This window comes from Nocardia sp. SSK8, assembly GCF_037034205.1.
Lineage (GTDB): Bacteria > Actinomycetota > Actinomycetes > Mycobacteriales > Mycobacteriaceae > Nocardia.
On the sequence record NZ_JBAGKD010000001.1, the window covers coordinates 12,653 to 35,846 of the forward strand.

Consider the following 23,194-nt stretch of genomic DNA (forward strand, 5'->3'; position numbering starts at 1 on the left):
TTCTCAGAGACAGGCACCGAGCAACTCCTCCATCGATTCGTGCACCGAGGCCGCGAGGACATCGATGTCGGCCATGGCGTCGCGGTCGGCGTTGAGTCCGTAGAAGACCTGACCGTCGTACGAGGTGAGTCCGAAGTTCAACGTCTGATTGCGCAGCAGCGGCGATACCGGATACATCTCCAGCATGCGCGCCCCGCCGATGTACATCGCGGTCTGTGGTCCCGGCGCGTTGGTGATCACCAGGTTGAACGTGTTGTCGGCGAAGGTACTCGCCGCCCGCACACTCATCGCGTGCAGGCTGGCAGGCGCGAATCCGGCCAGGTGCACCAGCGTGCGCGCACGCACCCGTTTGCGCGCGCGGCCCGCGGCGTCGGTGGCGTGCGAGATGTGCGATAGACGCATCGTCGGATTCGGTTCGCCCACCGGCAGATCGATGAGGAACGAGGACACCTCGCTGGCCGGGGTCAGCTGGTTGTCCCCGTCGACATACACCGACATCGGCACCACCGCGCGCAGATTCGTCGACTCCACCAGCGCCTCGTTGCGCGAGAGCAGCCAGTTGCGCAGCGCCCCCGTGACGACCGCCAGCACCGTGTCGTTGATCGAGCAGTCGAAGTGGCGCCGGATGGTGCGGTAGTCCTCGAGATCGGTGCGCACCACATCGAAGCGGCGGCTGCGCGAGGTGCGCGTATTGAGCAAGCTGTCCGGGGCGCCGGAGGTCGCCGCGCGGACCGCGTTGGCCGCGGCCTGCATCGCCATCCGGGTACCGCGGACCACGCCGAACGCGCTCGACCCCGCGTCGCGCACCACCCCGTAGGCCTCGCGCGGCTGCGCGGCCAGCTGCGACAGGGCCCCGGCCAGCAGCTCCACGTCGGTGGGTTCGCGCGGCGCGCGCCAGGCGTCGTCGGCCAGGACCCGCGGCAGCGGGCTGTTGTCGAGGATCACATGCCCGATCTCGAGCGCGGTGTCGCCGTCGACCAGGGCCGAATGCGATTTGGTGAACACCGCCGCGCGCCCGTCGGACAGGCCCTCGATCAGATACATCTCCCACAGCGGACGCCCCTGATCCAGCGGGCGCGAGGCCAGCCGGGCCACCAGGTCGTAGAGCTGTTCGTCGCTGCCCGGACCGGGCAGGGCGGAGCGGCGGATGTGATAGCTGATGTCGAAGCGGCTGTCCTCCACCCAGACCGGGCGGCCCATGGCCAGCGGGATCTCGCGCACCTTGCGGCGGTACCGGGGGACCAGCGGCAGCCGCGATTCGACCAGGTCGATGAGGCGTTCGTAGTCCAGGACCGGACCGTCCACGCCGGGCGCGGTGTTCCGCAGGATCGCGAGAGAGCCGATGTGGATCGGGTTGCTGCTCGATTCGAGCCGGTAGAACGACGCGTCCTGCGGCGTCAATCTCGTGATCACGCGCTCCGCTGCTCCTTCCGGCGCCGTATCCGCAGATCGGGCACGCGCTACATCCTACGTCACCCCAGGTGAATCGCAGTGCCCGGCAATGCCGCTCGGTGGGCGCCGTGACCTGGGCCGATGACAGCCCCCGGTACACCGGGCACCGGTCCACGCCGCCGGGTACGGTGGTCTGCGGACTACCATGGCCCACAACACTGTGGCTCACCAGCCGACCACACTTCGACCAGAGGACTGACGAGACCCGTGCCTGCGCTGACACTGACGAGGTTGCTACGGATTGGTGAAGGCCGCATGGTCAAGCGGCTGTCGAACCTCGCTGACGAGGTCATCGCGTACGGCGACGAGATCGAGCAGCTCACCGACGACGAACTGCGCGCCAAGACCGACGAGTTCAAGCAGCGCTACCTCGACGGCGAGACCCTCGACGACCTGCTGCTCGAGGCCTTCGCGGTGGCCCGCGAGGCGTCCTGGCGGGTGCTGAACCAGAAGCACTACAAGGTGCAGATCATGGGCGGCGCCTCGCTGCACCTGGGCAACATCTCCGAGATGAAGACCGGTGAGGGCAAGACCCTGACCTGTGTGCTGCCCGCCTACCTCAACGCGCTGTCCGGCGAGGGCGTGCACGTCGTCACCGTCAACGACTACCTCGCCAAGCGCGACGCGGAGTGGATGGGCCGCGTGCACCGCTTCCTCGGGCTCGAGGTCGGCGTGATCCTCGGCGGTATGACCCCGGCCGAGCGCCGCGTGGCCTACCACGCCGATGTCACCTACGGCACGAACAACGAGTTCGGCTTCGACTACCTGCGCGACAACATGACCCACTCGCTGGACGATCTCGTCCAGCGCGGCCACAACTTCGCCGTGGTCGACGAGGTCGACTCCATCCTCATCGACGAGGCGCGCACCCCGCTGATCATCTCGGGCCCGGCCGACGCCTCGTCCAAGTGGTACGCCGAGTTCGCGCGCATCGCGCCGCTGCTGAAGAAGGACGTCCACTACGAGGTGGACATCAAGAAGCGCACCATCGGTGTGCACGAGGCGGGCGTGGAGTTCGTCGAGGACCAGCTCGGCATCGACAACCTCTACGAGGCCGCCAACTCGCCGCTGGTGAGCTACCTGAACAACGCCATCAAGGCCAAGGAGCTCTACACCCGCGACAAGGACTACATCGTCCGCGACGGCGAAGTGATCATCGTCGACGAGTTCACCGGCCGCATCCTGGTGGGCCGCCGCTACAACGAGGGCATGCACCAGGCGATCGAGGCCAAGGAGAAGGTCGAGATCCAGCCGGAGAACCAGACCCTGGCCACGATCACCCTGCAGAACTACTTCCGGCTCTACAACAAGCTGTCCGGCATGACCGGTACCGCCGAGACCGAGGCCGCCGAGCTGCACTCGATCTACTCGCTCGGCGTGGTCCCGATCCCGACCAACAAGCCGATGGTCCGCAAGGACCAGGCCGACCTGATCTACAAGTCGGAAGAGGCCAAGTTCAACGCCGTCGTCGACGACGTGGTGGAGCGCCACGAGAAGGGCCAGCCGGTCCTGATCGGTACCACCAGCGTCGAGCGCTCGGAGTACCTGTCCAAGCAGTTCACCAAGCGCGGCGTGGCCCACTCGGTGCTGAACGCGAAGTTCCACGAGCAGGAAGCCCAGATCATCGCCGAGGCCGGTCGGCCCGGCGCGGTCACCGTCGCCACCAATATGGCCGGTCGTGGTACCGATATCGTGCTCGGCGGCAACGCCGACATCATCGCCGACATCCTGCTGCGCAAGCAGGGCCTGGACCCGGTGAACACCCCCGACGAGTACGAGGCCGCCTGGCACTCCGCGCTCGAGCAGGTCAAGCAGCAGACCGAGGCCGACGCCGACAAGGTGCGCGAGGCCGGTGGCCTGTACGTGCTGGGCACCGAGCGGCACGAGTCGCGCCGTATCGACAACCAGCTGCGCGGCCGCTCCGGCCGTCAGGGCGACCCGGGCGAGTCCCGCTTCTACCTGTCGCTGGGTGACGAGCTGATGCGCCGCTTCAACGGTGCCGCGCTCGAGGCCATCATGACCCGCCTGAACCTGCCCGACGACGTGCCGATCGAGGCCAAGATGGTCTCCAAGGCCATCAAGAGCGCGCAGACCCAGGTCGAGCAGCAGAACTTCGAGATCCGCAAGAACGTCTTGAAGTACGACGAGGTGATGAACCAGCAGCGCACCGTCATCTACGGTGAGCGCAACCGGATCCTGCGTGGCGAGGACATGGAGGGCCAGGTCCAGAGCATGATCACCGACGTGACCACCGCTTATGTGGACGGTGCCACGGCCGAGGGCTATGTCGAGGACTGGGATCTGGACAAGCTGTGGGGCGCGCTCAAGACGCTGTACCCGGTGAGCCTGGACGCCAAGGAACTCGCGGGCGAGACCGCCACCGGTGACGCCGGTGAGCTCACCCGCGATGAACTCCGCGAGGCCCTGCTCGACGACGCGCACACCGCCTACGAGAAGCGCGAGCAGGAGATCGACGGCCTGGCAGGCGAGGGCGCCATGCGCAATCTCGAGCGCCAGGTGTTGCTCTCGGTCCTGGACCGCAAGTGGCGCGAGCACCTCTACGAGATGGATTACCTCAAGGAGGGCATCGGCCTGCGTGCCATGGCCCAGCGCGACCCGCTGGTCGAGTACCAGCGCGAGGGCTTCGACATGTTCGCGGCCATGCTCGACGGCCTCAAGGAGGAATCGGTCGGCTTCCTGTTCAACCTCCAGGTCGAGGTCCAGCAGCCACAGCCCGAAGGCGTCTCCATCGACAAGGGCCTGCGCTCCCCGGTCGGCGCCCGCCCCCAGGACGCCCCCGCCCCCACCCAGGCCCCACCGGCCCTGCGCGCCAAGGGCATCGACGAGTCCACCCCCCGCGGCCTGAACTACTCGGGCCCCGCCGAGGACGGCCGCGCCGAATCCCACTCCGACGCCCAGGAATACGGCGGCCGCCAGCAACAGGCCCCCCGCCGCTCCCGCCGCGAAGCCGCCCGCGCCGAATCCAAAGGCAAGCGCCGCCGCTGAGATAGTCCGCTGATCGAACGAAGGCCCCCACTCCGGTGGGGGCCTTCGCCATTCCGTGCCACCATCTGACCCGCGTACAGGTCGCATGTAGCCATGCATGCATGCACTATCGCATGCATGGTTGCCCTGCAGATCCGCGATGTCCCGGAGCCCCTTCGGGCCGTATTCGAGATCTGCCGGGCAACTATCCGAGATCTGCCGGATGGTTATCGGGGATCTGCCGGGCGGCTGACCGTGCTGTGCAGCTGTCCGCCGCCGTCGCCAAGATGCCTCGGGAGCGCTACGGCCGGTGTAGTGCGTCGAGGGTGACGGCCATGGTGACCGGCGTATCCAGTACCAGCGCGGTGCGGTGGACCCGATGCGGCATGTACCGCATTCCGGACCAGTCGAGCCGGTACTCCTCGATCCGGTCGATGCGCTCCCAGCTTTTGTCGAAGTGCACGATCAGATACACCGGAATCCCGGCGCGAGCGTAAAGCTGATACTTCACCCCGGTATCACTGTCGACGGTCGCGCGCGAGGCGACCTCGGCGACCAGCGCTATGTGCTCGCGAACGGTGTTGACGTCGTAGGGTTCACAGTCGCGAACGAAGATATCGGGGTACCGGACATTGAGCCGCCGGTCGGCCGACTTGTCCTCGGCATCGGCGAACCGCACCGCCACATCGGACCCGACCCGCAAACACGGCCCTGCCGGATCGCGTGCGTCTTCGAGCGCGGCCGCCAGCCGCCGCACCACCCGGCTGTGCGCCTCGCTCTGCGCCATGGCGCGCACGACGAGCCCGTCAACGACCTCGAAATCGCCGAAGGTGCTGCTGAGCGAGTCGGGCTCGGCCTCGAGGAACTCCTCGACGGTGATGCGATGTGTGCCATCCGGATGCGCCGCGGTCATAATCAGCTCCTCGTCGTCACAGCGAGCCCGAGCCTACCGCTCGGTGAGACGCGAGCGATCCTGCGCCGCACGTTCAGCTGACTTCACAAAATTCGGACGTCCACTGAGGGGGACACACCTTCGCACCCCACCTCCCACCCTCCCGCTGACGTAGCTGGGATGATCTGCCACATCCATCGTGTGGTAGATGTCGATCGTGATTCAGCAGTGGCGCACGGGGATGATCGTGCTGTGTGTGGGGGCGGCGCTGGTCGGGTGTTCGGGGCGGAGCTCCGGGGTGGGAGACGTGGAAGATATACGGCTGGAGGTATTTTCGGAGGTTCCGGCCGGGTGTGATGTGGTGGAGGAGGCGGTGGGGGTGTCGTTGCGGATGGTCGGTGGGGCGGTGTTCGATCCTGATGCGCGTCTGGGGACGACGCCGGGCGGCGAGAGTCATGATCTGCAGTGCGGGGTGACGTTCGAGGATCCGATTCCCGCCGGTGATGTCGCCGCCGGTAGCCCGATGTCGCGCTCGGTGGCCATTCGGCTCGCGGTGAACAAGACCGGCACGCCGGTGGACGAGCAGAAGGCGCTGGTCGACTACGACCATCTCACGAGTGATGCGGTGGTCGGCCCGGAGACAGTCGCCGGGGTCGGTCAGGACTCGATGGTCTGGACCGAGGTCGAAGACGGTTCGGCCTCGATTCTGACCAAGACCAGGATCGACAACCTGTGGATCGATGTCGCGGTCTCGGGTCGGAATTGGCAGGGCGAGAACGCCTTTCCCACCGGCGACTCACCACAGCTGCGCGCCGACCTGCGCGCCGCGTCCGATACGCTCACCTCCGCCCTCGCCACGACGCTGCCGCCGCAGTTGCCCCGCACCGAACTCGGCCGCTGGGAACAGCTGCCGGATCCGACGCCGCATGCCGAGACGACACCGCCCGACTACGTGGACTGGAATCCCTGCACGCTGGCCGGTCAGCGGGCCGAAGCGGCAGGCCTGCCCGCCGAGCCCCGCGACCGAGATCCCGCCGAATCCTCGTGCAGCTGGCGCACACCGGAGTTCGACCTGATCGTCGAAGCGGATCACCAGGGATTCGTGCTGAGGTACTTCGACCCCGATCACTACCGGGACCCACGGCGCGTCACCGTCGCGGGCCGCGACGCGATGCGGCTGCTCTGGAAAGACAGCGAGGATTACTGCCTCCTGGCCTTCGATACCCCGTTCGGCGCTCGGGACGACGGTCTGCGGATGGGCTCGGTGAAGATCGAGATCTCCGTCGAGGATCCGAAGTCCGTGGACCAGACTTGCGCCACCCTGACCCGCGTCGCGGAAGCCCTGGTGCCCTCACTGCCCGCGGACCGTTAGGACGCCCGGTGGATCGGGTGGACGCGGGAGAGGGCGCGTTTGGCTTCGGCCAGGGAGATCATCTGGTCTTCGTCGTCGAGTTCGGCGACCGCCGCTTCGGCCCATTCGCGTAGCAGGGTGGAGACGCCGACGCGGCGTTCGTCGGCCAGTTCCTTCAGGCGACTGTGCAGGCCGAGGGGGAGGCGGATGGACGTGGTGACCATGATGTCTTCGTTGGCGGGCAGGCGGGGTGGGGCGTCGGTGGGCGCGTCGGAGAAGCTCAGCCGGTCCATGAAATCGGCGAGTTCTTCTTTGCTGGACGGAAGATCGCTCATGATCGGTTCCCACTTTCCCACTGCTCGAATCGCGCCAGTTCCTCGGCGCGCATCGCGCGTGCGCCGATGATCACCCACGTCCAGTCGTCGCGCTGCCGTGTGACCACGATCAGCGGGCGGCCTGCCGTGGTGCGCCCCCACACCGTCAGCACGGCCACCCGGCCGTCGAAGGCCGGGCGCGGCCACCGTTGTGACGCTGCGAGGACCTGCCGAACCTCGCTGGGTTCGATGCCGATCAGGTGAGCGATCGCCCAATCAGGCCACTCGAAACCCATCAGTCCATAATACGCATGTAGTACCAGCAGGCGGAAGCGCCGCCGACCGGCCCGGCGTTACGCTCGCGGGGGATCAGGTTTCCGACGAAGGGGAGGGCCGCGAGGTGCGCACCGAGGTGGTTCGCCCGCTGTCGGCCTCGGAACGGTGGTTCTGGCTCGTCGATCAGCTCTCCCCGGCCAACTGTGTGGTCCGGTTGCGGGTGCGCGGGACGATCGGCCCGTATCGCCTCGAAGACGCCGCCGCCGCGCTGGTCGCGGAGTTCCCGTTGCTGCGCACCGTGGTGGCCGACGGTCCGTGCTTCGTGCCCGCCGCCGACCCGCATCTGCCGGTGCTGCATCGTGTCGTCGCCGAGCCGGGGGAGTGGCACGCGGTATTCGACGAGCAGCTCGCCGAACCGGTCGATCTGGCCACCGCGCCCGGCCGGATCATCGACTTGGCCTGGCGCCCCGGCACTTCCGAGGAACAGCACGACCTGATCCTGGTGCTCTCGCACGTCCTGCTCGACGGCCGTTCGATGGCGGCGCTGGGCTGGCGGCTGCTCGCCTACACCTTCGGCACACCCGCCCCGGCGGCCTCACGTCCGCCGATTCCGCCGCCGGACGACCTGATCCCGGCGCGCCACACCCGCCTGCTGCGCTGCCTGCGCACCAATCTCACCGGCCAGCTCACGGCTGTGGCCCGGCGCGCGGTCGGCGTGCCCGGCATCCCGCCGCCGCTGCCGGTGCGCCGCACCCGCACGGTGATCCGCACGATCGACGGTCCCGAACTCACCGCGCTGCGGGCCCGCTGCCACGAATCGGGTGTCACCGTGAACGCCGCCGTCGCCGCCGCCCTGGCGCAGGCCCTGGGCGAGCTGGCCCGCCCGCACGGTTCCGGCGTGGCTGGGATCGGCATCCCCGTCGACGTGCGCGCCCGCCTGGAACCCACCCCCGCCGACGACGAACCCGGCATGTACACCGCCGTGATCCCCACCTTCGTCCCGTTCGGCCCGGCGCACTCCCTGTGGGACGCGGCCCGCTCCGCGAAAGCCCAGCTGACCCACCGCCTGGACCGCCACGCCGACCTCGCCGCCCTGGCCGCCATCCGCTACGGCTGCCCCCGCTCCCTCGACACCGGCAGGCGCACCATCGAACTCATCGACCGCCGCGCCCCGTGGAACGTCACCCTCAGCAACCTCGGCCGCCTCACCCCACCCGCCACCGTGGACCCGATGGATCTCACCGCCCTCACCGTCGCGGGCACCAACTCCTGCGCGAGCGCCCTCACCGTGGCCGTGGCGACGCTCGGCGACACGCTATCGATGACGTTCTGCTACGTCGCCGACCTGCTGACCCACCCAGCCGCCGAAGCCCTCGCGACGAGCACCCACCACCTGCTCACCACCGAAATCCTGCACCCGGCACCGTGACCGCTCACTCGAGCAACTCGCGCACCATCTCCCGCAACGCCCCCCGATCAGGCTTGTTCGTCCGTCCGCTGACCGGAATCCGGGCGACCACCACGATGTCGTCGGGCACCGCCGACACGTCGATGATCTGCGGCAACCGAGTGCGCAGCAGCCCGGCGACATCACCCGCCCCCGGTTCGGCGACCACCGCCAGCACGATCCGCTCGTCCCCCACCTCGTCGGGCAGCCCGACCATGATCGCCTCGCGCACCCCGTCGAGCGCGGTGATGACCGGCTCGTAGAGACCGGGGTAGATATTGGTCTTGCCCCGGATCATCATGTCCTTCTTGCGTCCGGTGAGGACGAGCTGGTCGCCGTCGAAGCGGGCCAGGTCTCCGGTGGCGACCTCGCGCAGCGGTTCGGCGCCGAGGTAGCCGCGGCAGAGGTTGGGTCCGGCCAGGACGAGTTCGCCGTCATCGGCGATGCGGGCGACCACCCCGCGCACCGGGGTGCCGAGCAGGTCGCCGTCGTGGGCGAGTTTGGCGGCACCGGTGGCGACAGCGACGGGCAGGATCTCCGTCATGCCGTAGATCGCGAGGAATTCGGTGTCGGGCAATGACTTCTGCGCGCGCCGCAGCAGGGCGGTGGTGACCGGCGCGCCGCCGAGGGCGACCTGGCGCAGATGCGGTGGCGCGGTGAGGGTTCCGGCCTCGATCGCGTCGAGGGCGACGGCGAGATCGGCGGGGGTGTAGAAGGCGTGGGTGGCGCTGCGCAGGCGGGCGGTGAAGCGCACCGGGTCGATGTGGGTGCCCAGGCGCGGGTAGCGGGGCAGGGCCCAGCGCGCGCCCGCCATGAGCGCGGGCAGGCCCATCATGAGCTGCTCGGTGTGCAGGAAGGCACCGGGGGCCAGGGTGGTGCGCCCACCCATGGCGGTCAGGCCCGCGCTCAGCGAGGCGCGGGTGTGCACCACGGCTTTCGGGTCGTCGGTGGTGCCGGAGGTGAACACGATCAGCGCCTCGGCGTCGGGGTCGATCGGCGGCAGGGTGACGTCCTCGGTGCCACCGGTGAAGCGGCGCAACGGCGTCGAGCTCACGGGGGTGCCCGGCAGCCAGGGGCCGCTGTGGATGTGGCGCACCGGCAGCGCGCCGAAGCGGGGCAGTTCCAGCCCGCGCCCGCGGCCGAGCCCGGCCAGCGGGCCGCTCACCGCGTACAGCAGCGATTCCGTGGCGGCCCAGCTCGGTTCGACCAGACCCACGCGGGCGGCGAACAGTTGCGGACCGATGCCCGGATCGACGAACACGATGGTGCCGCCCGCCGCGATGGTCCCGAAGATCAGCAGCACCGACGACACCCCGGGCCGGATGGAGAACAGCATCCGGTCACCGGGCCGGAACCCGGCAACGCGCAGATTGTGCGCCACCCGTCCGACGGTCTCCACCAGTTCGCGATAGGTGAGCGCGCGTTTGCCCACGGTCCCCAGGGCCGAGGCGTCGGGCATGCGCTCGGCGTGCGCGCGCAGGCGGGCGAGGAAATCGGTGGTCACTGCGGGTCCCCCTGGTCTCAGCGGATATCGACGATCTCCGGCCGGTAGCGATGGTCGGCGTACCAGGCCAGTGTCCTGCGGATCCCCCAGGCGCGCACCCTCCGGTTCGATCCGTACACCCGCACATCCCTGCGCAGCCCGTAGTCGGTGGTGACGGTCCGCACCGCGTTGACCAGCGCGCGGTCCTCGTGCAGGTCCTCGATGGCGGTGCGCGGGAACCCGCCCGCGGCCTCGTACAGTTCGGCGGTGATCGCCATATTGCAGCCGGGCGTCATCACATACGGACCCAGATACCGGGGATCCCGATTGCCCGAACGCACCTTGCCGAAGGTCGACGCGAGCTCCAGGGCGACCCGGATGATCGTGCGGTCCAGCCAGGACACGCCCTCGTCGGTGCGCGGGATCAGCTGCCCGCTCACCAGCCGCAGACCGGCGTCGAAACCGGCCCGGATCCGCGCGGTCCAGTCGGGGGCGGGCAGGCAGTCGGCGTCGGTGCGGGCCAGCAGGGTGGCGCCGTGCGCGATGGCGTATCGCATGCCGGTGTCGGCGGCGGCACCGGTGCCCTTCTGCGCCTCGGTGATCACCTCGATGCGCGGGACCGGATACCGGGCGGCGAACTTCTCGACGATCTCGACGGTGCGGTCGGTGGAGGTGTTGTCCACGACGACCACCGTGAAATCGGTGTCGTGCTGGGCGGCCACGGCCTCGAGGGTCGCCTCGATGCCGCGTTCCTCGTTGAACGCGGGGATCACCACCCACAGTGCCGTGGTCATCGCGCGCGGACCCGGTCCCTCGGCGGGCCGAGTGGTGCTCGCGGTGTGTTCCGGTGGTCGTTCACAGGTCCTCCAACAGCCGATCGAGTCCGCCTGTCGCGGTGACCCATTGGTGAAACCGATCGAGTCCCTCGGCGAAGGGGACCTGCGGCCGGTAGCCGAGTTCGCGCTCGGCGCGTGAGAGGTCGTAGGTCGCCGAGCGGGTGACCAGCGCGACCGCGTAGCGCGACAGCGGCGGCGTCCACCGCTGGGCCACTGCCGGAATCCGCCACACCGTCTCGATGGCGGCCAGCGCTCCGCCGACCACCGGCGCGGGCAGGGTGAACGCGGGCGCGGACAAGCCGAACCGGTGCGCCACCGCGTCCAGCGTCGGCCATACCGCGATCGGTTCCGCGTCGGCGACGAAATAGGCACGCCCACCGATGTTCTCGGCGTCGAGTGCCCGTGCCACCGCGTCGACGAGATGGTCGATGTAGCACAGCGAGGCCCACACCTCGCGTCCCCCGGACAGATCGGGCAGGCGGCCCGCCCGCAGTTTCGACAGCAGCTGCACCACCGGCCCGCTCCGGTCACCGGGACCCCACACGGCCCGGGGCCGCAGCGAGCAGGTGGTGAACCCGGGGGCGTCGGCCGCGAGCACCAATTGCTCAGCGACAGCTTTGGTTTCGCAGTAGCTGTTGAGGAAGGTCGCCGGATACGGCACCGTCTCGTCGATCCCGAGCTGGTCGCCCCCGTCCGGCGCCATCAGCGCACTCGGGCTGCCCACGAATACGAATCGCGCGACCCCAGCCGCCGCGGCCTCCTGCATCAGCCGGTCGGTCCCGGCCACATTCACCGCGAAGAACTCCGCGGGCCGCCCGAACTCACCGAGCTTGGCCGCCGCGTGCACCACTGCCGTGGCCCCGGACACCGCCCGCGCCAGGGCCGCCGTGTCCCCGAGATCGGCCACCGCCACCTCGACGCCCTCGGGCGCCGTGGCCGCATCGCGCACCATCGCCCGCACCGGCACTCCGCGCCGCACCAGACCGCGCACGACCGCCCCACCGACGAACCCGCTCGCCCCCGTCACCAGCACCGTCATCGCGCCACCCTACGACGCGGTCCGGCCATCGCCCCCGCCCCACCACGCCGACGAGCCCTCGCGCAGCGCCCACTGCGGCACCCCGTGTCGAGGTATCGCGCCGGAGCCGACGACATCCCCTCGGCGATCGCTCGCCCAGAGGTGTTGTCGGTGTCCGGCGTGGTCCTCACCGCTGATCCAGGGTCTTCCACCAGGTCGCGCCGAGCAGCATGGTCATGAGCGTGGCGCGGCCGGGGGCGATGCCGCGGGCGGCGGCCTCGCGGCGGGCGGCGGGCACCTGGGCCGCGTGCACGACGACGCTCAGGAACGCGTCGATCCAGAAGACGATCCGCAGCGGCCGGGACCGGAACGGGCGCACCACGCCGACGGCCAGGAAGATCCACCCGATGATGGGGATCGACCGCAGCGCGAGCACCAGCGTGCGGTCGGGCGCCTGCGCGCGGTGCCGGGCGGTTCCGGTCTGCGCGGGCTGCACCGTCCAGGTGTCGTCGTCCGCCAGGTCGGGGACGGCATGCATCGGTCGGCTCGGCTTGGTCACTGCACTCCTAGTCCTCGATAGGTCACGGCCGCCGCGGTGGGTCCGCCGTCGGCGGCCACGAACAGCAACGGCCGCTCGGTCGCTCCGGCGTCCCTGGCCGCGACGAAGGCGGCGGTGAGCGCGGAGGTGTGGGCGTCACCGGCGAAACCGTCGGTGATCACGGCGCCGACACCCAGCTCGGTGGCCAGCGTCTCGGCGAAATCCGGGGTCGGCTTGCCGCACAGGAGTACGACCCGCGCGGCGTCGAGGCCGTCGGCGGCCAGCGCCTCGCGGGCCGCGGTGGCCGCGTGCTCGACGAGTTCGGCGGTGCCGGTGGCGAGTTCGACGGTGAGCGAGGACCGGCCCTCGGCGCCCATCGCGGAGAGCGTCACATACCCCTGCGGGTCGGGCAGTGTATCGCCCGCGCTCACATGCACACCACCGAAACCGACGGCGTCACTGTGGTTCTCGAGCACCAGTGCGGCACCGACCGGCTCGAAGGCGAACTCCACGTCGGCGCGCTGGGCGGGATGCGCGTCGCCGCTGACCACCACGACGTGCCCGGTGGGTAGATCCGCCAGCAGCGAGGAGGCCACGCCGACGGCGTTCACCAGCCCGCAGGCGCCGTTCATCAGGTCGAACGACAGGCACGGCAGCTCACCGGCGCGATAGTCGAGCCCGATGCCCGCGGCCTGCTGGATCAGCGCCGCGACCGCGGGTTCCACGAGGTTGGCGTCCCGGTAGACCCCGACATTGATGAGCGCGTCGACCTGCTCGGCGGTACAGCCCGCACCGGTCAGCGCGGCCCGCGCGGCCTCGGCCGCCTGACCCACCGAGCTGACGCCGCCGGACTGCGTGACGGCCGAAGAAATGATGATTCCCATACTGTCCTATACCCGAAGTTCGCCGATTGTCACCGACAGGAACCCGGCGACCACCCCGGACGCGGCGGGCACCAGCAGCACTTTGGACCCCGGCGCGATCCGCCCCTGCCGCAACGCGTCGTGCAGCACCACGAAATGCGAGGTCGAGGCGGTGTTGCCGTAGCGGTCGAGCACCGCCAGCTTGGGCGGCATGGCCGAATCGAATTCGCGCTCGGCGATCTTGTCGATCAGTTCCACCGCCGGACCGCTGAATTGGTGATGGATCAGGTAGTCGTAGCCCTCGGCGGCGAAGCTGGTGCCGCGCGCGGCCAGGAACTCGCGCTGCCGGGTGGTCCACAGCAGGTACCGCGACTCGTTGTGCATGGCCCGGTTGTCGGTGTAGAGCGCGACGCCCGGACCCTGATCGCTGGGCATGCCAAGGCACAGTTTCGCGAAGGCGGCGCTGGTGTTGAGTTCGACGTAGTCCAGGCCGGGCCCGTCGGTGCCGTCGAGTACCACCGCCGCGCCCGCGTCACCGACGGTGAGCGAGGCGAACTGCGGGTCGTACTTCTGCGCGATCTCGCGCACCGCGGTGTCGGAGATCGGGGTGATGCACTCGCCGGAGACCACCAGCCCCCGGCGCACCGCGCCGGAACGGATCATCCTGTCCAGCACCAGGACTCCGGTCATCATCCCGGCGCACGCGTTGGAGATGTCGAAGTGGATGGCGCCGCGCGCGCCCAGCGCGTTGCGCAGCATGAGCGCGAAGGACGGTTCCAGGCAGAAGTCCTCGCCGCGGGTGCGGGTGATCGAGCAGGAGATGATCACATCCAGCTCGGCGGCGTCGTAGCGGGAGTTCGCCAGCGCGCTGCGCGCCGCCGCCAGCGCGATGGTGAAGGAGTCCTCGTCCTCGGCGCGGACCCGGCGGGCGCTGACGCCGCTGACCTTCTCCAGATCCAGCGGCGCGTCGACGGCCAGTCGGCTCATCAACTCCGCGGTGGTCACTTCCCGGGTCGGCAGATACGCGCCGACAGCTTCGATTGTCGAGTTCACCATGGCATTCACACTTCTGTCGATGACGCGTGATGGACAGCCCACCATCCGCGCATCCCGCCGATCCTAGTCACAGACCTTCACTATTCGGTCACGGTCAACTACATTCTGCCGGGGTGTGGAGTGCCGCTCGTCGTCAGGAACTCGCCCTTCTCGCCGCAGGTCAGCCGTGGCTACCGGGGTTACTGCTGTTGGGACGGGTCGCGCGCCCGATCCGTAAGGTCCCTGGACTGGGCTGGTTCGTCGCCGATCCGCTGGTGGCCCGCCAGATCTACAACGACAGCACGCACTTCAGCATCGTCTCCGAGGGCGCGGCCGGGCACTGGTGGGCACAGGTGATCGGCGAATGGGTCGAGGACCTGTTCGAGGGCCCCGGCCACACCGAACTGCGGGCCAAGGTGCGCGATCTGTTCACCCTCAGCCACACCGACGCCCTGGTCCAGCGGGTGATCGGGCCCGATCTGGCCGACCTGCGCGAGCGCTTGGTCGCGGGCGAGACCGTCGACATCGCCGCCCGCGCGCAGATCCTGGTCGGCCGCAGCGTCTCGGATCTGGTCGGGATGCGCCCGGTCGATATCGCCGCGGCCATCGGCGGTGACCCCGACGCCGACCAGGACGCGCTGTTCCTGCGGCTGTTCCACCACGTCGAAGAACTTGTCAACCTGGGTTTCGGCACCATGGCCTCGACCACGCTGGACCCGGTCGCGGTGGCGCGGGCCAGGGAGCTGGCCACCCAGCTGGCCGTCAATGTGCCCGACGCCTATGCCCGCGCCGACCCCGACACCACCCTCGGCCGGTGCCGTGAACTGGGTCTCGAGGTCGAGCACGCGGCGGGCCTGGCCATCCTGATGGCCGTGGCGGGCACCGACACCCTGGCCAGCGCCATGACCAGGATGGTGGCGATCCTGCACGACACCGGCGAACAGCGCGCCCTGCTCGTGGCGCCCGACCGGATCGGCGACGCGGTGCGCGAGACCCTGCGCGTCACCAGCCCGGCCTACCTGGTGGGCCGGTCGGTCACCGCCGATGTCCGGGTGGCCGATCGCGACCTGCGCGCCGGGGAGCACGTCAAGATCCTCACCTGGACGATCAACAACGCCGTCGGCGAGTTCCGGGTGGCGCGCGACTACGTGCCAGAGACCCGGCAGCTCTGGTTCGGCGGCGGCAGGCACCTGTGCCTGGGCGCCCAGCTGGTGCATTCGGAACTGACCGCGCTGCTCGCGGCGCTGACCGCGGCGGGCAGGCCGTGGGAGATCGTCGAGCGCCGCTATCGCCGCAAGGTCTTCATCCCCACCTACCGGACCCTGCGCATCCGGCTGACCTGAGCACGCGAAAGCCCCGCCCACCGGAGTGGACGGGGCTGTCGATGCGCGCGGGACTACTGGTTCTCGGGCGCGTTGATGCGGTTGTGGAAGCCGATGCCGACCACGATCGCGGCGGGCACACCGGTCAGCACCAGACCGGCCGCGGCACCCAGCGGGATGCCGATGGCCGCACCGGCCAGGCAACCGGCCACACCGGTGGCGCCACCGAGGTCGAGCACCGGGATGCCGAGGACCAGGCCGCCGATACCGCCGATGACGCAGCCCGCGCCACCGCCGACCAGCGTGCCCACCAGGGTGCCGATCGAGGTGATGATGCCGAACTGGGTGGCCGCGGCGGAGAGGGCGTCGTCGAAGGCGTCCTGGCGCACGACCGGCTTCAGCGCGGCCGGGCGGGCCGCGGCGGCGTCGGTGCGCGGGGTCAGCAGCGCGCGGGTGCCGTCGACGGCGGCGTCGATCGGGTACTCGAGGTCGTCGATGGTGTAGGCCAGCGGCAGCGCGGCCACGACGACGCCCTGGTTGTCGCGCACCTGGAACTGGTTGTTCTCGGTGGTGAGCGAGCCCGCGTCGGTCTCCACGACCACGGCGTCACCCTCGATGCCGGTCTTCCAGTGGATGCCGGGCAGCACCTGGTTCACGCCCTGCTCGACACCGGCGAGGAAGGCGGGGATCGGGGCGGGCGCGGGCGCGGTGGGCTCGGCGTGCGAGGTGCCGGTGGCGATTCCCAGCGCGGCGATGACGAGTGCGGAGGTTGCGGCAACCTTGCTGAACTTCATGAATGCGGTCTTTCCCTCAATGGCGGTGCTCCCTGGGGAGCGCAGGCCCTCGATCGAGCACCCATGAGCAAGTGTCCAACTCAATGTTGCCGAGAAGTAACTTAAAATGTCCTGAGAGGCCGAATCGGACAGTGATCTGCGTCATTGCCGGTGAAAGTCATGTGCTGGGAATGACTTTCGATGACATTTTCGGGATCGTGATCTACGGCACGTCAGGTCAGCCGCAGCCGCCGGGACAGATCCGAGACGAACACTCGTTCGGGATCGACCGCGTCGCGCACCTGCCGCCATTCGCCCAGCCGGGGATACATGGCGGCGATCATCTCCGGTGAGGTGCGCGAGTCCTTGGTGAAGTAGAGCCGCCCGCCCGCGGCCCGCACCCGCTCGTCGAGCGCGGAACACATCCGGTCCAGGCCGTCGGCGAGGGCGAAGTCCAAGCTCAGCATGTATCCGGGGTGCGGCCACGACAGCGGCGCCGGGTTGCTCGCGCCCATCCGCTTGAAGACATTGAGGAACGAGTGGTGCCCCGATTCGGCGACGAAGCGCACGGCCTCGGCGAGCTGGTGCTCGGCGCCGTAGGGCATCGAGAACTGGTATTGCAGGAACCCGCGCCTGCCGTAGGCGCGGTTCCATTCCCCGAGCAGATCCAGCGGGTGATAGAACTGCGTCAGATTCTGGACGCGCCCGCGCGCCCGGCGCGGGAACAGCCGATGCGCGGCCTCGGCGGCGATCCGGGTGGTGACGCTGTTGACCATTCCATTGGGGAAGATATCGGGCACCGTGAACAATTGCGGCGCGTCGAATCCCAGTGGCCGGTGCCGCAGTTTCACCGGCAATTGATCCACCGTCGCCAGCGAGCCCCGGCTGAATCCGGCGCGGCCCAATTTCGCTCCGGTGGAAATGGTGTCGGGCACGGCCATCGAATAGTCGTAGCCGTCGTCGGAGCCGTTGGTGAGCAATTCCATCGTCTCGTCCAGATCGCGGGTGCGGTCGTTGTCGACGAGGAAGTACGCGGTCTCGGTGTGCGTCAACCGGATTCGCGCGCCGGTGACGATGCCGGTGAGCCCCATTCCGCCGATGGTGGCCCAGAACAGCTCCGCCTGCTCGCCCTCGGGTGTCAGGGTGCGCACCGAGCCGTCGGCGGTGAGCAGATCCAGTGACACCACGTGATTGCCGAAGCTGCCCTGCGAATGATGGTTCTTGCCATGGATATCCGAGGCGATGGCCCCGCCCACGGTGACCTGCCGGGTGCCCGGCAGCACCGGCACCCACAGCCCGTACGGCAGGGCGCGGCGCATGAGGGTGTCCAGGCTGACGCCCGCGTCCAGGTCGACGATGCCGCTGTCGGGGTCGATGTGGTGGATGCGGTTCAGCGCGGTCATGTCGACCACCAGGCCGCCGCCGTTCTGCGCGGGATCGCCGTAGCTGCGGCCGAGTCCGCGCGCGATCACCCCGCGCGGTCCCGCGGTGCGCACCCGCTCGGCGATCACCGCCAGGTCGGGGGTGTGCAGCACCTCGGCGACGGTCGGCGCGGTCCGGCACCAGCCGCTCAGGCTGCGCCGGGTGAGGACGGGATTCTCCTGGGCGAAAGTCACAGGGGCTCACGCTAAGAGCGGTTCCTGAGACCCACCTGAGGCATTCGTGGGGTTATTGCGGAGATGTGCGCAGGCTGCCCGCGCGCAGGGTGGTCACCCGGGTGCAGGCGATCTCGAGCAGAGCGTGATCGTGGCTGATCAGGACGACGCCGAGACCGGCGGCGGCCCGCTCCATGATCAGGCGCACGACGGAGGCGGTGGTGGCGGCGTCGAGCATGGCGGTGGCCTCGTCGAGGACGAGATAGCGCGGCTGCTGGGCCAGCGCGCGGGCCACACAGGCGCGTTGCAGCTGGCCGTCGCTGAGCGCGTGCGGGCGGCGGTCGAGCAGGTCGGGGGTGAGGCCGACCTCGGCGGCGAGCGTGGGCAGGTCCGGGCCGGGGGCCCGCCGGATGACGGCGGGTTCGGCGATGATGCGGCCCAGGGTGAACTGGGGATTGGTGGCGGCGCGCGGTGATTGGAAGACCATGGCGACCGCACCGCGCTGCCGCCGCAGGGGCTGCCCGTCGCAGGTGATCCGCCCCGCGCTGGGGGTGAGCAATCCGGCCAGCGCGCGGGCCAGGGTGGTCTTGCCCGAGCCGGAATCGCCGGTGATGCCGACGACCTCGCCCGGCTCGACCCGCAGGTCCACCCCGCGCACGACCGGCGCGCCCGGTTCGTAGCCCACGGTGACGGCGTCGGCGGCGAGCATCAGGACCTCGGTTCGCGGATCAGGCGCTGGTCGCGGCGGGCCAGCGCGGTGGGGGTGCCCGCGTACGGGCAGATCTCGGACAGGTTCGTCAGCGCGCGCGGCGGGTGCGGCAGCGGGCGCAGGCCGCGTTCGGGGAGGGCGGCGAGCAGGTCGCGGGTGTAGTCGTGCCACGGATCGTCGAGGACGTGGGCGGCCGGGCCGACCTCCATCAGCCGCGAGGCGTACATGATGGCGAGGGTGTCGGCGATACCCGCGCGCAGCAGATGACCCAGATCGTGGGTGATGAGCAGGACCGCCGCGCCCCGGTCGGCGCACTCGCGCAGCAGGGCACCGATCTGGTCGGTGCGGGCGCGGTCGAGTCCGGCGGTGGGTTCGTCGGCCACGATCACCGCCGGGTCACCGGCCAGCGCCGCCGCGACCGCCGCCCGCTGAGCCATCCCGCCGGACAGTTCGTGCGGATACCGGGTCAGCGCGGACGGTTCGAGCCCGGCCCGCCGCAGCAGGTCGGCCGGGTCGTGCCCGGTGCCGAGCGCGGCGACGGTCTCGGCGAGCTGGGAGCCGATCGTGCGTACCGGCGTGAAATGGGTGCCCGGTGACTGCGGGACCAGCGCGATATGACGCCCCCGGTACGGCTGCCGCGCGGCGAGCACGTCCAGGCTCTCGTCCGCGAGATCCAGCCGCACCGACCCGGTGGTCACCGCGTTCGGCGGCAACACACCCAGCACAGTGCTCGCGACAATGGACTTCCCACACCCGGATTCGCCTGCCAGCGCGGTCACGGTCCCCGCCGGGATCTCCAGGGAGACCTCGGTGACGGCGTGCACCACCTCGCCCCGGCGCACCGGGATCCGCACGGTCAGTGCCTCGATACGCAGTCCGGTCATCGCGGCATCCTCGACGGTTTCGGCGGTAGCAGCAGGGTGCGCAGCGACGATCCCGCCACCGCCACGGCCACCGTGGTCAGCACCAGGAAACCGGCCGGGAACAGCAGCGTCCACCAGCCGCCCAGCAGCAGGGAGGTGCGGGCCTCGGCGAGCAGCGTGCCCAGGCTCGGTTCGTGCGGCGGCAGTCCGAAGCCCAGGAACGACAGGGTCGATTCGTGCCAGATGGCGTGTGGGAGCAGCAGGACCACCGCGATCAGCGCCTGCGGGGCGACCGCGGGCAGCAGGTGGGCGCGCAGCAGATGGGTGCGGCGCGCGCCCGCCAGCACGGCCGCGGCGACATAGTCGCGTTCGCGCAGGCTCAGGCTCTCGGCGCGCACGATCCGCGCCACCTGCACCCAGTGGGTGAGCCCGATCGACAACACCACCGCCGCCACATTCCCCCGGAACAGCGCCACGATGACAATGCCCAGCAGCAGATGCGGCAGCGCGTTGGCGGTATCGGCGAACCGCATGATCACCCGGTCCACCCGGCCACCGGCCAGCGCCGACACCGCCCCGACCAGCACCCCGAGCGCCGTCGACACCGCCGCCGCGCAGGCGGCCACGAGCAGCGAGGTGCGCAGCGCCGCCGCGATCCGGACGAACAGCGAGCGCCCGGCGGCATCGGTGCCGAACCACCACTGCCCCGAGGGCGCCCGGCGGGCGGTGGCGAAATCGGTCAGCCGGTCGTCGACCCCGGCCAGCCAGGGCACCAGCACCGCGTAGGCGATCACCGCCAGCAGGACGGCGAGCGCGGCGTAGAGCCGCCGCCGCTCAGCCATCGGCCCGCACCCGCGGATCCAGCAGCACCACCGCGACATCGGCGAGCAGCGAGCCGAGCATGACCGCACAGGTGGTGCCGACGGTCAGCACCGCCAGCAGCGCCATGTCCAGATCCTGGGCCGAACGCACGAACGCCCCGGCGATGCCCGGCCAGGAGAAGATCTCCTCCACCAGCACCGCGCCCACCACGACCTCGGGCAGCCGGACGCCGAGAATGGTGACGAACGGCGCCAGCGAGGTGGGCAGGATGTGCCTGCGGGTGATGGTCTCGGTGTCGATACCCCGGGTCGCCGCCCCGACGACGAAATCCTCGGCGCGATTACCCGCCACCGATTCGCGCACCGCCAGCAGCAGCCACGGCACTTGCGACAGGGCCAGCGCGGCGGCGGGCAGCACGAGATGCCGCGCCACCTGGGCGAGATCCGGGTCGGCGCCCGCGTCGGTGAGCCCGGCGGGCGGTAGCCAGCCCAGCCCCACCGCGAACAGCGCGATGGCGGCCAGCGACACCACGAACGGCGGCAGCCCCTGGAGCACCACGCACGTCGTCGCGACCGCCCGGTCCACCAGCCCGCCCCGGTGCATACCCGCCCACGCGCCCACACTCAGCGCCAGCGCGATGGCGACGGCCATCGACACCGTCACCAGCAGCATCGTCCACGGAAGGCGTTGGGCGAGCAGCTCACTCACCGGTTGGGCGAACCCGCGCGAGCTGCCCAGGTCACCGTGGACCAGGTCGGACAGCCAGTGCCCGTACAGTTGATACCAGGGGGCGTCCAGGCCGAGCCGATCGGCGAGCAGGGCCCGGTCGGCCGCGCTGGTCGACTCGTAGCGCGCGCCCAGATACCCGACCAGCGGATCGAACGGCGACACCGCCGCCGCCGCGAACAGCGCCGCCGAGACCACCACCAGCACCGGTACCAGCACCAGCACCCGCCTGCCGACCATGGCCGCGATCCCGCGCCCGCGCCACCGGCTGCGTGTCACCGGCGCGACCAGGTCCGCAACGACCACCACGGACCCCAGGTGACGCCGTGCGCGTGCGGCTCGAGAATCGGGCCGGAGGTGGTCCAGGCGGAGTCCTTCAGCACATAGGTGTGGTCCAGGTGCACCAGGAAGACATGGCTCGGGTCCTGCACGTAGCGCTGCTGCACGGCCCGGTAGGCGTCGGCGCGCACCGCCGGATCGGTGCTGCGGCGGGCGGTGTCGAGCTCGGCGTCGATCACCGGATCGGAACTGCGGCTCGCGTTGTCGTAGGGACTGCCCGCGCCGGGGTCGGCGGAGGGGGAGTGCAGGGTGTTGTAGACCTGGGTGTCGGGATCGTAGGGCTCGTCGCCGCCGCCGAGCAGAATGCCGTCGCGGGCGATGCGCGGCTCGATCCGGTCCCAGGACAGCGCCGCCAGATCGACCTCCACGCCGACCCGGCGGGCATCGGAGACGAAGGCCAGCGCGAGATCGCGGCGCAAGGTGTCGGTGGAGTTGTACATCACCGTGAACCGGGCGCGCACACCGTCTTTCGCGCGGACGCCGTCGGCGCCCGGCCGCCAGCCCGCGGTGTCGAGGATCCGCTCGGCGCGGGCGCGGTCGAAGGGGAAGACGGCGGTCGGGTCGTGCGCGTCGCCGTAGACCTCGGGCAGCGGGGTGTAGGCCGGTCGGCCGTAGCCGCCGAGGATATTGTCGATCATGGCCTGGCGGTCCACCGCGTGATTGAGGGCGAGCCGGATGGCCGGATCGCCCGCGACCGGATCGGCAGCAGGCATGGAGACCCCGCGCCAGTCGGCGGAGGTGTTGGCGCGCACCGACATTCCGGCACGGTCGGCGAATCCGGCGGCCAGCAGCGGGGGCAGCGAGGTGCCGTCGAGTTCGCCCGTGGCCATGCGCTGGGCGCGGGTGTTGTCGTCGGGGACGTAGAGCAGGGTCAGGCGTTTGACCGAAGGCGCTCCGCCCCAATAGTTCTCGTTCGCCTCGAAGATCGCGCGGGTCGGCTCGAGGGTGGTCAGCCGGTAGGGGCCGGTGCCGATCGGATGGGTGTTGAGCGGGGATTCGGTGGCGGGGCCGGGTGTCGCGACCGATTCCGAGGGCACGATGCCGATCAGCAGCTTGGTGGGGAAGGCGGCGTACGGGTGGCGCAGGGTGAAGCGCACCGATCGCGCGTCGACGGCCTCGACCCGCTCGATCATCGAGAACGAGGACCGGACTTCCGAGGCGGAGGCCGGGTCGAGGATGGCCCGGTAGGTGGCCACCACATCGGCCGCGTCGAACTCCGAGCCGTCGCTGAAGCGCACCCCTGCGCGCAACGGCGCGGTCCACACCGTGGCGTCGGCATTGGGCGACGGCAGCTCGGTGGCCAGCGCCGGGGTGAACCCGGGCATGCCGGTGCCGCCGCTCAGGCGCAGCAGCCCGTCGTAGACCTTGGCCTCCCCGGCCGCGCCGTACCCGGCCACCGGGTTGTATCCGCCCAGCTCGAAGGCGTCGGCCAGCACGATCGAATCCGGCGACCCACTCTGCGGCGCCCCACACGCGGACAGTGAGATCGCCAGCGCGAGCGCCGCTCCCAGCGTGCGCGGCCGCCTGACCCGAAGCATTCCCACTCGTCCCAACT

General features: G+C 70.2%; 21 protein-coding genes. 4 read left to right on the top strand and 17 right to left on the bottom strand.

Features of this window, described 5'->3' with window-relative positions:
- Positions 1-3: 3 nt before the first annotated feature.
- Positions 4-1,413, bottom strand: coding sequence for a WS/DGAT/MGAT family O-acyltransferase (locus WA675_RS00065; RefSeq protein ID WP_336080841.1), 1,410 nt, complete (start codon positions 1,411-1,413; stop codon positions 4-6).
- Positions 1,414-1,659: 246 nt separating this feature from the next.
- Here WA675_RS00065 and secA point away from each other — a divergent pair, with 246 nt between their 5' ends.
- Positions 1,660-4,458 carry a preprotein translocase subunit SecA gene (gene secA / locus WA675_RS00070; RefSeq protein ID WP_336080842.1) on the top strand — a complete coding sequence of 933 codons (2,799 nt, stop codon included), beginning with the start codon at positions 1,660-1,662 and terminating at the stop codon, positions 4,456-4,458.
- A 280-nt stretch (positions 4,459-4,738) separates the two neighbouring features.
- Here secA and WA675_RS00075 read toward each other — a convergent pair whose 3' ends face one another.
- A complete protein-coding gene (locus tag WA675_RS00075) occupies positions 4,739-5,350 on the bottom strand; it encodes a Uma2 family endonuclease (protein WP_336080843.1) in 612 nt (203 codons plus the stop codon).
- Positions 5,351-5,537: 187 nt separating this feature from the next.
- On the opposite strand from WA675_RS00075, the gene WA675_RS00080 reads away from it, so the two are divergent.
- Entirely contained in the window at positions 5,538-6,701 is a 1,164-nt protein-coding gene (locus WA675_RS00080) for a hypothetical protein (protein ID WP_336080844.1), read from the top strand.
- Here WA675_RS00080 and WA675_RS00085 read toward each other — a convergent pair.
- Both WA675_RS00085 and WA675_RS00090 read right to left on the bottom strand, forming a co-directional pair.
- The gene (locus tag WA675_RS00085) at positions 6,698-7,015 is read right to left on the bottom strand and encodes a hypothetical protein (RefSeq protein WP_336080846.1); all 318 of its coding nucleotides are present in this window, start codon (positions 7,013-7,015) and stop codon (positions 6,698-6,700) included. The genes WA675_RS00080 and WA675_RS00085 overlap by 4 nt on opposite strands.
- Complete coding sequence (locus WA675_RS00090) at positions 7,012-7,290, bottom strand: hypothetical protein (protein WP_336080847.1); 279 nt, start codon at positions 7,288-7,290, stop codon at positions 7,012-7,014. Before WA675_RS00090 ends, WA675_RS00085 begins: the two co-directional genes overlap by 4 nt.
- Before the next feature lie 104 nt (positions 7,291-7,394).
- Here WA675_RS00090 and WA675_RS00095 point away from each other — a divergent pair, with 104 nt between their 5' ends.
- Positions 7,395-8,699, top strand: a complete 1,305-nt coding sequence (locus tag WA675_RS00095) for a phthiocerol/phthiodiolone dimycocerosyl transferase family protein (RefSeq protein WP_336080849.1) — start codon at positions 7,395-7,397, stop codon at positions 8,697-8,699.
- A 4-nt stretch (positions 8,700-8,703) separates the two neighbouring features.
- Here the strand turns inward: WA675_RS00095 and WA675_RS00100 are convergent, their stop codons facing one another.
- The 6 genes from WA675_RS00100 to WA675_RS00125 all read right to left on the bottom strand — a co-directional run bounded on the left by WA675_RS00100 (position 8,704) and on the right by WA675_RS00125 (position 14,511).
- Entirely contained in the window at positions 8,704-10,221 is a 1,518-nt protein-coding gene (locus WA675_RS00100) for a class I adenylate-forming enzyme family protein (protein WP_336080850.1), read from the bottom strand.
- 17 nt (positions 10,222-10,238) lie between these two features.
- Complete coding sequence (locus WA675_RS00105; protein WP_336080852.1) at positions 10,239-10,994, bottom strand: glycosyltransferase family 2 protein; 756 nt, start codon at positions 10,992-10,994, stop codon at positions 10,239-10,241.
- A 61-nt stretch (positions 10,995-11,055) separates the two neighbouring features.
- Complete coding sequence (locus tag WA675_RS00110) at positions 11,056-12,075, bottom strand: NAD-dependent epimerase/dehydratase family protein (protein WP_336080853.1); 1,020 nt, start codon at positions 12,073-12,075, stop codon at positions 11,056-11,058.
- Positions 12,076-12,241: 166 nt separating this feature from the next.
- The gene (locus WA675_RS00115) at positions 12,242-12,613 is read right to left on the bottom strand and encodes a hypothetical protein (RefSeq protein WP_336080855.1); all 372 of its coding nucleotides are present in this window, start codon (positions 12,611-12,613) and stop codon (positions 12,242-12,244) included.
- Entirely contained in the window at positions 12,610-13,476 is an 867-nt protein-coding gene (locus WA675_RS00120) for a hypothetical protein (protein ID WP_336080856.1), read from the bottom strand. The genes WA675_RS00115 and WA675_RS00120 overlap by 4 nt, the downstream gene beginning before the upstream one ends.
- Positions 13,477-13,482: 6 nt before the next feature.
- Positions 13,483-14,511 (bottom strand): 3-oxoacyl-ACP synthase III family protein, encoded by a 1,029-nt coding sequence (locus WA675_RS00125; protein WP_336080857.1) that lies wholly within the window; start codon positions 14,509-14,511, stop codon positions 13,483-13,485.
- A 188-nt stretch (positions 14,512-14,699) separates the two neighbouring features.
- Here WA675_RS00125 and WA675_RS00130 point away from each other — a divergent pair, with 188 nt between their 5' ends.
- Positions 14,700-15,833 (top strand): cytochrome P450, encoded by a 1,134-nt coding sequence (locus WA675_RS00130; protein ID WP_336080859.1) that lies wholly within the window; start codon positions 14,700-14,702, stop codon positions 15,831-15,833.
- A 53-nt stretch (positions 15,834-15,886) separates the two neighbouring features.
- Here WA675_RS00130 and WA675_RS00135 read toward each other — a convergent pair whose 3' ends face one another.
- From WA675_RS00135 to WA675_RS00165, 7 genes are all read right to left on the bottom strand, one after another.
- Positions 15,887-16,606, bottom strand: coding sequence for a hypothetical protein (locus WA675_RS00135; RefSeq protein WP_336080860.1), 720 nt, complete (start codon positions 16,604-16,606; stop codon positions 15,887-15,889).
- 212 nt (positions 16,607-16,818) lie between these two features.
- Positions 16,819-18,201, bottom strand: coding sequence for an FAD-binding oxidoreductase (locus WA675_RS00140; protein ID WP_336080861.1), 1,383 nt, complete (start codon positions 18,199-18,201; stop codon positions 16,819-16,821).
- A gap of 52 nt (positions 18,202-18,253) precedes the next feature.
- The gene (locus WA675_RS00145; protein WP_336080863.1) at positions 18,254-18,889 is read right to left on the bottom strand and encodes an ABC transporter ATP-binding protein; all 636 of its coding nucleotides are present in this window, start codon (positions 18,887-18,889) and stop codon (positions 18,254-18,256) included.
- Positions 18,889-19,773, bottom strand: coding sequence for an ATP-binding cassette domain-containing protein (locus WA675_RS00150; protein WP_336080865.1), 885 nt, complete (start codon positions 19,771-19,773; stop codon positions 18,889-18,891). Before WA675_RS00150 ends, WA675_RS00145 begins: the two co-directional genes overlap by 1 nt.
- Entirely contained in the window at positions 19,770-20,594 is an 825-nt protein-coding gene (locus WA675_RS00155; RefSeq protein WP_336080866.1) for an ABC transporter permease, read from the bottom strand. Before WA675_RS00155 ends, WA675_RS00150 begins: the two co-directional genes overlap by 4 nt.
- Positions 20,587-21,609 carry an ABC transporter permease gene (locus WA675_RS00160; RefSeq protein WP_442945521.1) on the bottom strand — a complete coding sequence of 341 codons (1,023 nt, stop codon included), beginning with the start codon at positions 21,607-21,609 and terminating at the stop codon, positions 20,587-20,589. Before WA675_RS00160 ends, WA675_RS00155 begins: the two co-directional genes overlap by 8 nt.
- Complete coding sequence (locus WA675_RS00165) at positions 21,576-23,177, bottom strand: ABC transporter substrate-binding protein (protein ID WP_336080867.1); 1,602 nt, start codon at positions 23,175-23,177, stop codon at positions 21,576-21,578. The genes WA675_RS00160 and WA675_RS00165 overlap by 34 nt, the downstream gene beginning before the upstream one ends.
- Between the last annotated feature and the right edge of the window lie 17 nt (positions 23,178-23,194).